General features: G+C 46.2%; 10 protein-coding genes. 9 read left to right on the top strand and 1 reads right to left on the bottom strand.

The annotated features are described in order from the left end of the window. The first annotated feature begins 51 nt into the window (after nucleotides 1-51). The 5 genes from FGT79_RS24200 to FGT79_RS24180 all read left to right on the top strand — a co-directional run bounded on the left by FGT79_RS24200 (nucleotide 52) and on the right by FGT79_RS24180 (nucleotide 4230). Complete coding sequence (locus FGT79_RS24200; RefSeq protein ID WP_138755423.1) at nucleotides 52-1053, top strand: glycosyltransferase family 2 protein; 1002 nt, start codon at nucleotides 52-54, stop codon at nucleotides 1051-1053. After that, nucleotides 1046-1480 carry a GtrA family protein gene (locus FGT79_RS24195; RefSeq protein ID WP_138755422.1) on the top strand — a complete coding sequence of 145 codons (435 nt, stop codon included), beginning with the start codon at nucleotides 1046-1048 and terminating at the stop codon, nucleotides 1478-1480. Before FGT79_RS24200 ends, FGT79_RS24195 begins: the two co-directional genes overlap by 8 nt. 12 nt (nucleotides 1481-1492) lie before the next feature. Then, nucleotides 1493-2149 carry a class D sortase gene (locus FGT79_RS24190; RefSeq protein ID WP_246096596.1) on the top strand — a complete coding sequence of 219 codons (657 nt, stop codon included), beginning with the start codon at nucleotides 1493-1495 and terminating at the stop codon, nucleotides 2147-2149. Between the two features lie 122 nt (nucleotides 2150-2271). Further along, entirely contained in the window at nucleotides 2272-2496 is a 225-nt protein-coding gene (locus FGT79_RS24185; protein ID WP_006040330.1) for a helix-turn-helix domain-containing protein, read from the top strand. Between the two features lie 426 nt (nucleotides 2497-2922). Then, on the top strand, nucleotides 2923-4230 hold the full coding sequence (locus FGT79_RS24180; protein ID WP_138755421.1) for a GHKL domain-containing protein: 1308 nt from the start codon (nucleotides 2923-2925) through the stop codon (nucleotides 4228-4230). Nucleotides 4231-4411: 181 nt separating this feature from the next. Here the strand turns inward: FGT79_RS24180 and FGT79_RS24175 are convergent, their stop codons facing one another. After that, nucleotides 4412-5986, bottom strand: a complete 1575-nt coding sequence (locus FGT79_RS24175) for a catalase (protein ID WP_138755420.1) — start codon at nucleotides 5984-5986, stop codon at nucleotides 4412-4414. 214 nt (nucleotides 5987-6200) lie between these two features. Between FGT79_RS24175 and FGT79_RS24170 the strand changes: the two genes are divergently transcribed. The 4 genes from FGT79_RS24170 (at nucleotide 6201) to FGT79_RS24155 (ending at nucleotide 13411) form a co-directional block, all read left to right on the top strand. Next, entirely contained in the window at nucleotides 6201-6875 is a 675-nt protein-coding gene (locus tag FGT79_RS24170; protein ID WP_138755419.1) for a tetratricopeptide repeat protein, read from the top strand. Between the two features lie 112 nt (nucleotides 6876-6987). Further along, the gene (locus tag FGT79_RS24165) at nucleotides 6988-8742 is read left to right on the top strand and encodes a sensor histidine kinase (protein ID WP_246096595.1); all 1755 of its coding nucleotides are present in this window, start codon (nucleotides 6988-6990) and stop codon (nucleotides 8740-8742) included. 161 nt (nucleotides 8743-8903) lie between these two features. After that, nucleotides 8904-10511, top strand: coding sequence for an SWIM zinc finger family protein (locus FGT79_RS24160; protein WP_138755418.1), 1608 nt, complete (start codon nucleotides 8904-8906; stop codon nucleotides 10509-10511). Continuing rightward, complete coding sequence (locus FGT79_RS24155; protein WP_138755417.1) at nucleotides 10508-13411, top strand: DEAD/DEAH box helicase; 2904 nt, start codon at nucleotides 10508-10510, stop codon at nucleotides 13409-13411. Before FGT79_RS24160 ends, FGT79_RS24155 begins: the two co-directional genes overlap by 4 nt. Nucleotides 13412-13416: the final 5 nt, after the last annotated feature.

Raw genomic sequence — 13416 nt, 5'->3', positions numbered from 1 at the left:
ACAGGCACAGCAGAGGAACCTCGTGCATTCGCATGAGAAAGGGGTAGAAGGATGAGTGCAACGCATGTTAAATATAGCGTGATCGTTCCCATGTTCAACGAGGAAGAAGTAATTGAGCATACGTATGAGCGTTTAAAACGGGTGATGGATCACGCTAATGAATCGTATGAGCTCATATTCGTCAACGATGGGAGCATGGATCGGACGGTGGAGCTGGTGTCTATGATCTGTGATTTTGATCCGAATGTCCGGCTTATTAATTTCTCGCGTAATTTCGGGCATCAAATCGCGATTTCAGCGGGTATGGATTACGCGCAGGGGGATGCGATTGTCGTCATTGACGCTGACCTTCAAGATCCTCCTGAGGTTATTCTGGATATGATTGCGAAATGGAAGGAAGGTTACGAGGTCGTATACGGGAAACGTCTTAAACGTAAAGGCGAAACCGTGTTTAAGAAGCTGACTGCCAAAATGTTCTATCGTACGCTGCGCAGCCTGACGAATGTAGATATTCCCGTAGATACAGGTGACTTTCGTCTAATCGACCGGAAGGTATGCGATGTACTGCGTGGTTTGAAGGAGAAAAACCGGTTTGTACGAGGACTTGTCAGTTGGATTGGCTTTCGTCAGACGATGGTTGAATATGAGCGCGAGGAACGATTCGCAGGCGAGACCAAATACCCGCTCAAGAAAATGATATCTTTTGCAATAGACGGCATTACCTCGTTCTCCTACAAGCCGCTCAAAATAGCAAGCTATGTCGGCTTTACGTTGTCCATTTCGAGTTTTTTATATCTGCTTGTCGTTATTTTCCAGAAGCTGTTCACGGGCAGTACGATTACAGGCTGGGCATCCATCGTTGCGGTTAATTTATTGTTTAATGGTATTATCCTGATGCTTCTTGGCATCATCGGCGAATATATTGGACGCATCTACGATGAGTCTAAGAATAGACCGCTATACATTGTAAGAGAAGTGCAGGGTTACCGGAAGCAGGAAGTGGGCCAGTCAAGCGGTCATAACGACGAGGATCGGGTCAAAGAGTATGTCTAGATTTGCATCGAAGAAGCTGATTATTCAATTTCTAACGTTTAACGCGGTTGGTTTGATTAATACGGCAATCGATTTTCTGATATTTACGTTGCTCGTGTGGTTCGGCGTCTTTTACTTAATAGCACAAATCATTGGCTACGGAGCAGGGATGATTAACAGCTACGTACTGAATAGCCGATATACTTTTCAGAAGGATCATACACTTGCTTCGAATAAGCAGAAGATGAGCAGAGGGATCAAATTCACTGTATGGAACGTTACATTACTTGGTATTTCGTTGCTGCTGCTTACCATCCTTACAGGATGGTGGGGGCTTAATGAGGTTGTAGCCAAAGCGATCGTAACCGTAATTACGTTGGGGCTTAATTTCTACGGGAGCAAGAAATGGGTATTCACAGCGAGCAAGCCGCAGATAGAGAGCAGCTAGCGGAAGGTGGGAATGATGAGAAAAATATTGTCGTATGCACTTGTTGTTGTTGGCCTCCTTATTCTTATGTATCCTAAGGCTAGTGAATGGTATGACAATCGGCAGCAGGATAAGCTGATGGCGGACTGGGAAGCAGCAAGCTTCGATGAAACCGCAGAGCAGCAGGCACAGCAGCAGTTCGAGGAGCTTACGGATTTGTTTAATGCGGAGTCTGCTGCGACTGAGGAGCCTACTATTGCTCCAACTGATGCCCCGGCAGCCACGCCTGCAGCACAGAAGATTGTACCGATAGCCACAATTAAGATTGACAAAATCAAGTTGAAGCTGCCTGTCGTCGAGGGAGCAACACAGAAGAACATGAAAGCAGCAACGGCTCATTTGAAAGAGACGACAGCTATTGGAGAGGTCGGGAATGCGGCGATTGCGGGTCATCGCATGAGATCGAAGGGAAGGTTGTTTAATCGACTCGGCGAGGTGGAGGTCGGCGATAAAATCGTCGTGGACACGAAGGATAAATCTTATACATATACCGTATATAAAGTGTCGATCGTCAAGCCGACCGACGTGTCTGTCTTGAATTACAACAACAAAGACAAACTGCTTACACTGATTACATGTGATCCCATCGTAAATCCAACGCATCGCTTAATTATCCACGCCAAAATGTAAGCGGCAGCGCCCAATTTCTCCGCTTAACAGCACCAATGATATCGCCCCTTCATAGTATAAGTTGACTGTATCCCTTAACCTTGTTAAACCATAAAAACCCGCGCAAGGAGGGGTGACAAACATTGAAGGGTAGCGACCATAAGAGCAAGTTTTTATTGACGCATCGTGAACGCGAGGTATTTGAGCTGTTAGTACAGGATAAGACAACAAGAGATATTGCACAGCAACTATTCATCAGCGAAAAGACCGTCCGCAACCATATTTCTAATGTCATGCAAAAGCTGAACGTAAAAGGTCGTTCACAAGCGGTTGTCGAGCTTATTAAGCTTGGTGAATTACAAATCTAACATAGCTAGACAATCGGACAGCATAGGGATATGCTGTCTTATTTTTGTTGGTTGGGTGACAAGCATTGAAGGGTTGCGACCATAGGAGGATCTTTTCATTGGGATGGGGTCGCAACCACATTTCCAATGTGATGCAAAAGTTGAACGAATAAACTGCGTACAAGGGTGGGCAAAATTATCAAACATGTTGATTTTGGACCTTGCATTGCTATATATAAATAGAAATTAGAGAACGAAATAGCCCAACGAAATTATGCTCCCAAGCAGTTAACCAACTAATCCTTTTTAGTCATCAAACATATTAATCCTAAAAATCAGGACAGCATAATAGTATGCTGTCCTATTTTTTGTTATAATCTAAACATTACATATCAGAATTCCAATATCTAACTTTCAACATAAAGAAGAAACGAGACTATTACAACAATGAGAATCCAATTATCAAATAAACAAAGAATGATATATTTTATCGTCATATCGGTTACATTGCTAAGCTTGCTTACTGGAATTAAACTGTATTTTTCTTATCATTCTACCAGCAAAGCTGCGGAGATTACACTTGCGAAGCAGTACACGGAGATTGCAATCGATATTGCAGAGGATTTGGACAAAGATACCTTTCATGCATTCATGCAAACGAAGACATATGATGAGAATCACAAACAGCTGAAGCAGTTTTTGGAGGAATATCAGAAACGGATTAATTCCCTTTATGTCTACATTTTAGTGCTGGATGACACCGATATTTCCAAAGTGATGGTTTCGGCGAATCCACACCATATAAAGGATTTTCCGATTGGGTTCCCATGTACGGTGCCAGCAGCTCAAGTAAGATTGGCTAAGAAAGGCTCTGATTATCATACTGCTATTATCAAAGACGAGCATACAGGTACTTACCTATCAGTAGGTATGCCGTTTTTTGATGAGAGCGGCAAGGTGCTTGGTGTAATCGGAATTGATATTTCAGCGAACCAGCTTGGCAATATTAGTGAACAGGTTATTCAGAATAATACGTATGTATTCGTTATGGATATTCTATTCGCACTATTATTGCTCGCAGGCGTCTATTTGCTGAATAAATGGTATAAGGCTCGTCTCAAGCAGGATATGCAGGAGTCAGAGAAGATGTACATATCGGAGCTCGGCAAAGTAGTTGATACGATCAAATCGAGCAGACATGACTTGATGAACCATTTCCAGGTACTGAATGGTTTAATGGACATTGGCAAATATGAAAAAGCACATATTTATTTGAAGCATCTGACGGAGGAATCCAAAGCACTTCATTTATCACTAAGTGTGAAAAATCCGATGATGCTGGTATTGTTTAAGAGTAAGTGGGAGCTTGCGCATTCTAAAGGGATCTATGTGAGCTTTGATACCGATTATGAGGGGTTTGATCGCATCGTACCTATGGATATGGTGAAGCTCTTTTCGAATTTGTTGGATAATGCAATCGAAGCGGTTGAAGTGTACGAAGGGATGTTGTCTAGAACTATTCATGTGAGCTGCAAAATGGACAAGAGCATCTATGTATTCACGATTGAGAATCCTACATCGCTAACCGATCATGAGCTTGGGACCTTGTTCCAAGCTGGTTATACGACAAAGCAAGCAGCAGATGGTGTCCATGGTAATGGATTGTCCATTGTGAAACGCACCATCGAGAAGTACGAGGGAGTTATGAAATGTCGTCTTGAGGACGGGAAGCTCTGGATGGAGATCAGAATTTAACGGCTCTGCTTGTGACCGAGATGTTTCCTTGCGATCTGTGTTTAGATCAGAAGATGGATCGGCATTCGAACGTGCAGACAAGGAAAGCGCACGGGTTAAGGTGAAAAGCAATATCATTCGAATGCAAAAGCATGGCATACGAAAGAGGCCCTCACTAACTTCGGGGCCTCTTTCGTTATTTTCAGTAGCCGTCTGTGGAGTGGCCAAGCTCGTCAGCAAGCTCTATCCCTTCATTGGCAGGATTCGTTCCGACATGCGGATCGTTTTTAGGATGAAGGTCTGCCTTAGTTAGTCCATCTGCCACCCGCTTGCCATAGTCTTGATCTGCCGCTGTGAAATGCTTGAGCATTTGATCGCGGATGACTGGGCTGCATGTGCGAAGAGCACCAACTAGATTGGCGATAAGCTCGTCCTGCTCCCATTTCTCGAAGCTGCGATAGGTATCGCCGGCCTGACCGAAATTGTTCTGACGGTCGATCGGTTCTTTGATCAGCTTGGCATTATATACGGGTTCATGCGGTTCGCCCGACCGAGCGGCTTCCTTTAATCCGCCCATCGTCGACGGTTCGTAATTGATATGAGGGTTCTGGCCGGGTGCGATATCGATGTAGAAAGCCATTTGACCGTCTCTTTGATTGGTCGCGACATTATTTTTAGGCGCATTAATCGGCAATTGCAAGTAGTTTGTCCCAACTCGGTGTCGCTGTGTATCCGAATAGGAGAACGTACGGCCTTGCAGCATTTTATCATCAGAGAAATCAAGACCGTCTACCAAAACGCCAGTACCGAATGCAGCTTGTTCGACTTCGGCGAAGTAGTTTTGGGGATTTTTGTTTAGAATCATTTTACCTACAGGGAGCATGGGGAATTGCTTCGGGTCCCATAGCTTCGTATCGTCAAGCGGGTCGAAGTCAAGCTCGTCATGCGCGTCATCGCTCATCCACTGCACCTGAAGCTCCCAGCTAGGATAGTCCCCGCGCTCAATAGCCTCATATAAATCCTGCGTAGCATGATTAAAGTTTTTTCCTTGAATTTGCTCCGCTTCATACTGCTTCAAGTTTTTTATCCCTTGCAGCGGCTCCCAGTGATATTTCACAAGCACCGCTTTGCCTTCAGCATTTACCCATTTGTATGTATTGACGCCAGAACCTTGCATTTGCCGATAGTTGGCAGGAATTCCCCAAGGGGAAAATAAAAACGTAATCATATGCGTCGCTTCGGGCGTCTGAGAAACGAAATCGAAAAAACGCTCCATACTCTGCACATTTGTAACGGGGTCAGGCTTGAATGCATGAACCATATCAGGAAATTTCATGGCATCGCGGATAAAGAAGATTTTGAGGTTATTTCCTACTAGGTCCCAATTGCCGTCTTCCGTATAAAATTTGGTAGCAAATCCGCGCGGATCACGAAGTGTCTCTGGCGAATGACCGCCGTGAATGACGCTTGAGAAACGAACGAAAACAGGAGTGCGCTTGCCAGGCTCTTGGAATAGCTTTGCTCTCGTATAAGCCGCAATAGGCTCGTCGCCTAGCCTTCCATAGGACTCGAAGTAGCCGTGCGCCCCTGCTCCACGTCCATGAACAACTCGTTCGGGCACTCGTTCACGGTCGAAATGCGATATTTTTTCTATAAAATGATAGTTCTCGAGCGTAGATGGGCCGCGATTGCCGATCGTCCGGATATTCTGATTGTCTGAGATGGGATGACCTTGCCGGTCGGTAAGCGTTTGCTCGTTTGTGTCATTCGTTGACATGGTGTTTCATCCTCCAACTGTATGATAATGGAATTCTACTCACGTATTATGGCTTGTGGAGTACAACCTTATTCATAGGTTGAATAGGATAATCAATTGCTAGAATTGCTCAATAAACAGTAGGAATATGGTATAATAGAACCATATTTCAACAATAAATGACGTACTCACAGCAAGTCTAGGAATGGTTTTCACAAAAGTTTGGGAGGATAAGATGTTAAAATTTGGACTTTTTGTATTTCTGTATTGGCTGCTCGGCAGCCCGTTTCTTGCTATTATCGTTTTGCTTATCCTGCTTTACTTGCTGGACCGGCGGTTTATCGGATTATCGCCAAGTATTCTCAAACCTATCAAACGAATGTCTCGGATCAGAAAACTAAGACAGCAGATAAATCTTTCTCCGAATGACGTTTCCTCTAAGCATGAGCTTGCGCGCTTATTAATTGAACGGAAAAAGTACAGTGAGGCTTTAAGGTTGCTTGAGCCGCTTGAGAGAGTGCTAGAGGATTCAGCTGAGTATTGGGATGACCTTGGCATCAGCTATCTGAATCGTGGAGAAGCAGAGAAAGGCATTACCAGCATACGGCGCGCACTGGAGCTTAATCCTCGCGTGAAGTACGGTGCACCTTATCTACGCCTTGCGGCTCATTGTGCAGTTGGTAACACATCAGAAGCACTTGCTTATCTGGAAGCATTCCAAGAGGTGAATTCCTCCTCGTGCGAGGCTTATCATTATCAATCATCCATTTATAAAAAGCTAGGTAATACAGACGAGGCAAAAAGGGGGGCGGAAGAGGGACTTCGCGTTTACCGCATGCTGCCCAAGTACAAGAAGCGTCAAGAACGTAAATGGGCGGTTCGTTTATTGTTCAAGAAATGGTTCGGTTGATATTTGTTTAGACCCTTTACGCTGGAATTTGTAATCATTTGTTAGCTGTGAGCGTATTGTTGTTTGAATGAGGATGCTACATAATGAAAGTCATAATAGATAGAAGGGCAAGATGCAGGAGATGCAACGCAATATTTGGCTTGTGGCCATCAGTATTATCGTCGTTTTGGTTTTAATTAATAACACGGCCTATTATTTTCTGACCAAAAAAACATTGGAGGAATCGTTTAACGAGGAGCTTGTGACGGCTGCCAAGCGATTGCAAATTTCACTGGAGCAGTCGAGGGAAGGTTCTGAGCAGTTTCAGAATCAGATTGGTCGCGAGCTTCGTGCAGCTTCGATTGCCATTCAATATGCACTAGACCCAGATGTAGAGAAGGTTACAACGGATCAGTTAATCGAGCTGCGCGACAAGCTGGGGCTTAGTCATATTACGCTTCTCAAAAAACTGCCAGATGATATTATACTTTACAAATCGACGAACCCTAGCCAAGAGAATAAGAGCACGAAGACATGGAAGCCTTGGTACGAGGTATTCAACCAGCTGTTCGAGCATAAAAATGCATCAGTCGATTGGCTTGGGCAATCACTGCCGAACTTCTGGAGCGGACCCTTCGAGGTGTCGGCTACCAATGTAGATCAGATTAACAAATGGGGCTATTACTTCGACGGGGCTACAAACTACATGATAGATCCTTATGTGAATTATGATCGACAGGAGCAGTACGAGAGTGCCACCGGCGTCCATCGTATGATTGAGAATTCGGTACAAAGCAGTGATTCGCTGATGGAAATCGCTTTTGTTAATCCAGAGACTTTCCCAGACGGGAAAGAAACCATTAATACCGAGGGACATGTGCAAGGTCATAAAGTGCAGGAGCCTATTTTCTATGGTTCTTATACGATAAAGTCTGATAAAGACACCGAACTCGTGCGCAAAGCTTATTTCTCCAAAGAAACAGTAACGCTCCGTGAGAATATTAACGGCAAAGAAATTTACAAAATGTATATTCCAACGTTTGCTAACGAGAGCGGTATTAATATTACGGACCGTGATGGTCAACCAATGAACAGCTACGTGCTGATGCTGACCTCTGATTATCATGTGATTCAAGAAAAGCTGGATTCGCAGTTTTTGAATTTAGGTATCATTATTTTAATTGTGACCGGCTTTAGCTTACTTATTGCGGTCGTATCCATGCGTTATTATAGACAATCGAGGGAAAAGGTCGTTCGGGTGACGCAAGAAACCTATGTGGAAGAGATTAATCAAATGTTCCACTCCATTCGGGCGCAACGACATGACTTCTTGAATCATGTGCAGACGATTCATTCCCTTGCGGAGCTGAATAAATCACAAGAGCTTGTTGCCTACACGAAGGAGCTGACTGGTGATATTCGGCTTATGAACGATATTATCAACATCGGCAATCCTGCCATCGCAGCGCTCGTACGTTCCAAGATTTCACAAGCTGAGATTCACAAAATCCATTTCAGCTGTTCTTTTGCCGGACTGAATATGACGGAGATGGGAATTAAGACGCTTGATGTCAACCGCATGCTTGGCAATCTGATTGATAATGCTTTTGATGAGGTGCTGAAATATGGGGAAGATCGTCGGCATGTCACACTTGTAGGCAAGCAGACAGCAGCCGCTTTGGAATTTACGATTACGAATACATGCGAGAATGCTGATGAAGCGGTAGCCATGCCAATTTTCGACGCAGGTTATTCTACTAAGCAGCAGGATCACCAAGGATTGGGGCTCTCGATTGTGAAGGCAATCGCTAAGCAATACAAAGGGGATGTGTACGTTACCGCAGAGCCGGCTGGGAAATTAACCTTTGTTGTCAAAATGCCATTATAGGAAATAGCCGAATGGCTGCAGAATACAATCTGCAGCCATTCGGCTATTTATTAATTAAATGGTTATGATGCTTTTGCTTGCAAATGATGGCACCAGCCGTTCCCGCTTGATATAATAGTAAGAATGCAACTGAACGGAAGGGAAGCGGGTGAATATCTGTAATGCACCTCAATGAAAAGCTGCACGCGCTGATTGAACAACAGCTCAATGTTCACGTCGAGACGACGATCATGAAACGGGGCTGGCAATATTACATGGAAGACAGGGTAACCAGTGCCAATGAAGGAAGCCAAGACCATCTCTACGGTGTGGTTAAGGGTTCAGATTTGTATGCCGTTATTCTTGATGCCGGCAATTTGAGGTATAGCTCATGCAGTTGTCCATATTCTGGATTCTGCAAGCATATGGCGGCCGTTTATTTTCAATATTGCAGTCAGCAGGAGGGTGGGCATACGCTTGCCGAACGCTCCTATTTTCGCTTGCTTGGGCTCTCGTCCGCAAGTACGTATATTAAGAATCAACCTGTTGTGAAGGAATCCCCACAGGTAGAGCAGGCACCGGTTATCAGGCAGGACCCGGGAGACGCTGGCACGGCACAGGAGTGGTTATCTTGGATGGAAGCGATGCATGGTGAAACTTGGCGCAAGTGCAGACACTCTCTTCACGCACTTCAACCTTTGTTGTCCTCGCTTAAAGGGTTATCCAAGGATTGGGAGAAGCCGCTGCAGCGGTTGCATTGGTCGTCTGCTATTCTATTTGTCCTTGAACAAGCAGAGCATGCGATTAACACCGTCGATTCGTTCAGTCGATATTATCATGAAATGTCATTTATCCGTATGGCAGAGCCATGGGTTGAGCATTTATATACGTTAGTTTCAGAGCTGACACCAGCAGTAATGGGGCCTAAGGAAGAAGCATGGGCTGACGCTTTAGTTTCCCGCGTTAAGCATTGGGCATCTAGTACGGAGCGGCAGCTATTTGATTGGGAATACATGTATTTGGCTTTTTGTGAGAAGCTTGCAGAAAATCGCGGTTGGTTCGAGGGAGAGCTTGACGCGATGGTCAGGCAGACGCAGGAGGAAGCTCCGGAAACCATCAATAAAGCGTTTCTGCATACCGCGATTGGCATTATGTACTTTTTGGATAGACAGGATACACAAGCTATTGAGCATTTCTCACAGACATCCTTTGACCGCTCGCAGAAGGTTATGTACCCTTGCGCAGCACAACGGATGGAGGAAGGAAACTGGGAGCTTGTTTCCCTATGGATGGGATTCTTGTTCGAGCGAGTATATAAAGGTAAGAATGGGAGATCTGTTGGGCCGTTTGTCACCTTATGCCGCAGAGCAGATCTAGACCGTCCTGAAATGCCAATCTGGACCGATTACATGACGGCTCTGCTCCCACATTCTTATTCAGAATTATCGGATCACTGGCTGGATCAGAAGCGCTATGACGAGTGGGCAGATTTGCAAATGCTCGTCGGTTCTCGTCCGGAGGATGTTGGCGCTCATGCGCTTAGGGAAATTGCGAAGCTCGCCCCACGTGCACTTATGCCGATGTATCATCAGTCGGTGGAGGCCTCTATTCAGACTCGCAACAGACAAGGTTACCGTATTGCGGTTAAGCAGCTCAAAAAGCTGGAGAAGCTGTACAAATCCGATAAAGACGCGGATCGCTGGCAGCTGTACATTGACGGTCTCGTGCGTAAGCATCAGCGACTTCGGGCGTTTCAAGAAGAGCTGTGGAAAGGGAAAATTGTTACATGAAAACACATACTGGTTTGCGTAAGCTAACGGTAGATGGATTTTGGAACGAGGATGAAAGCGGATATGCAATTTGGTTAAGTGCTGTTGATCGTAAGGATGCGGCAGATGGCAAGCTGCGTACGCAGTTGTTTGCATGGCACAAAGCATCATGGTACGGGGCTGATGTTGAGGAAGTCAACGTGGGTGAACGGAAGATGCTCAAGGTCCCGCCGCTGCTAGCCAGCGATTATTTATCTTCACCGCAGCATGTTAGGCTGCTACAGGTGGACTGGACAGATCGCCTCGCCGTTCTTATCCGGCTTGCTGGACAGGTGCGGGATGCATTGCTGAACGGCTGGTTCGTGCCGAATTGGGAACGCTGGAGTGACGACAAACGGGCATGGCGCATAGCGATTCCGAATGAGGAGCCGGCGTTTTCGCAGCAATGGCTTGAGGACGTAGAGTCCGCTCATCGCAACGGCGATAAAGGCATTGAACATTGGCTTAGTGCTGCGATTGAACAAATGATTGAAGAGAACGAACAGGCCGCAAGAGCATGGAAGGATGTTGGTACAGCCTCTGGTGAAGCGGTGCTAAGGCGGAAATCTTCGGACGAGGAAGACTGGCTCATCGCGATAGGATTGCGGAAGGATGTATTGCCATTCCGGATCGCGCTCCAACTGGTAGAGCCTGTGGAGTCAACGGTGTGGCGGCTTCGTCCAGCGCTGCAGGATCGGGACGGCGGACCATGGCTTCCCATACAGTTCAATCCATTAGAAGATAACTGGGCAGCGGATACAGACGACGAACGCAGCATCCCATGCGGATGGCTGCCGCTGCTTTCAGGCAAGCTCGCTAAGGAACAGTTGAAATGGACGACGGCACTGCCTGACATGACATCGGCCACTAATGATAGGGAGCTCAAGAATCAATTATCTGATAATGAAGCATGGCATTTTCTTGAGCATGGCAGTGTGCGCTTATTAGAGGCGGGTTGTCCCGTTCTTCTGCCTAGCTGGTGGGAGGCTGTGCGTACACGCAAGATTAGGTTAAAGGCAAAAATGAAATCTTCAGTCGGCTCAGCAGCGCAGCCGATGTTCGGATTGGATCAGATTGTTCAATTCGATTGGAAGCTGGCGCTTGGCGATGTTAATCTATCGGAAGCGGAATTTCTTCAGCTTGCAGAGCAGAACCGCCGTCTGTTCCACATTGGTGGGGAGTGGGTTCACTTAGATCCGCAGGATGTTTCGCAGATCAAGCAATGGATGAAGCGAATGGGCAAGCGTAAAGGCTTATCCTTCCGAGATGTGCTGGAGATGCATTTAAGAGGGGGCATACCGCTCGATGACACCGGAGAACTGGAGTCTGAACTGGAAGCAGAGGTAGAGCTGAATGAGCACTTGACCTCCTGGCTTACACAGCTGCAGCACATTTCAGAAATTCCGCCTGCTGAGATTCCGTCATCCTTCCTGGGTCAGCTTCGACCTTATCAGCATGAAGGTGTCTCCTGGCTTCTTTTCTTGCGAAAATTCGGGCTTGGCGGTGTACTTGCAGATGATATGGGACTCGGTAAAACCATTCAATTCATGGCTTATCTCGCATACATCAAGGAACGGAAGCTGCAGACAAGCGGCCCATCATTGCTCATTTGCCCGACGTCTGTCATCGGGAACTGGGAGAAAGAGCTCGAGAAGTTTGCTCCGTCATTGCGAGTTATGCTTCATTACGGAAATAAGCGCGAGAAGGGCGAGATTTTCCGCGAATCTGTAGCAGAGGCGGATTTGGTTATTACGTCTTATTCGCTTGCACAGCTGGATGAAGAAGATTTGAGTCTCGTCGATTGGGATGCATTATGTCTGGATGAAGCACAAAATATTAAAAATGTGTATACGAAGCAATCGACAGCTATCCGGCGCCTGCCTGCAGAGCATCGCATTGCGTTGACAGGGACGCCGATGGAGAACAGGCTGACTGAGCTATGGTCGATCTACGATTTCATTAATCCAGGCTACTTAGGCAATATCAATGAATTCCGTAAGGAAGTCGTTGCTCCAATTGAGAAAAACCGTGATGAGAAGATGATCGCTGGTCTCAAGCGCTGGGTTACGCCATTTATGCTTAGACGGGTGAAGAAGGACCCGAACATTCAGCTTTCGCTTCCGGATAAGAATGAATTCAAAACCTATATGACTTTAACGGCTGAGCAAGGCGTTATGTATGAGAATTTGGTCGCCGATCTGCTTGAAAAACTCGATAAGCTGGGGGCGATGCAGCGCAGAGGTCTTATTCTTGCAGCACTAACGAAGCTTAAACAGCTTTGTGATCATCCTTCTTTGCTTAGCGGAGAAGAAAAACCCGGTCTATGGGAGATCGAACGATCCAATAAAGTGGCAAGGCTGCTTGAAATGTGTGAAGAAATCGCTGCGGAAGGCGAGCGGTGTCTCATCTTCACACAGTATATCGACATGGGACATCAATTAAAGCAGATGCTGGAGGAGAAGCTCGGCCTGCCTGTACCTTATTTGCATGGCGGTGTGCCTAAGGCGAAGCGAGACCAGATGATTGAGCAGTTCCAGAATGCGGAAGAGCCTTGCTGTGCTTTTGTGCTATCATTGAAAGCCGGAGGAACGGGGCTGAATCTTACAGCGGCGAACCATGTGTTCCACTTCGATCGTTGGTGGAATCCTGCCGTAGAGAACCAAGCGACTGACCGCGCATTCCGCATCGGGCAGACGAAGCAGGTTCAAGTGCACAAGTTCATTACGCTCGGTACGCTGGAAGAGAAGATCGATGAGATGATCGAACGCAAGCAATCGCTTAATGATCAAGTTGTGGGTCAATCGGAGCAATGGATTACGGAAATGACGACCGATGATCTAAGGGAGCTCTTTGCACTTCGAAAAGGCTGGTTAAAGGGATGAGGGGT

It is taken from the genome of Paenibacillus sinopodophylli, assembly GCF_005930355.1.
Classification (GTDB): Bacteria; Bacillota; Bacilli; order Paenibacillales; family Paenibacillaceae; genus Pristimantibacillus; species Pristimantibacillus sinopodophylli.
The sequence above is the reverse complement of the archived record's forward strand: the minus strand, read 5'-3'. Positions and strand labels throughout refer to the sequence as shown.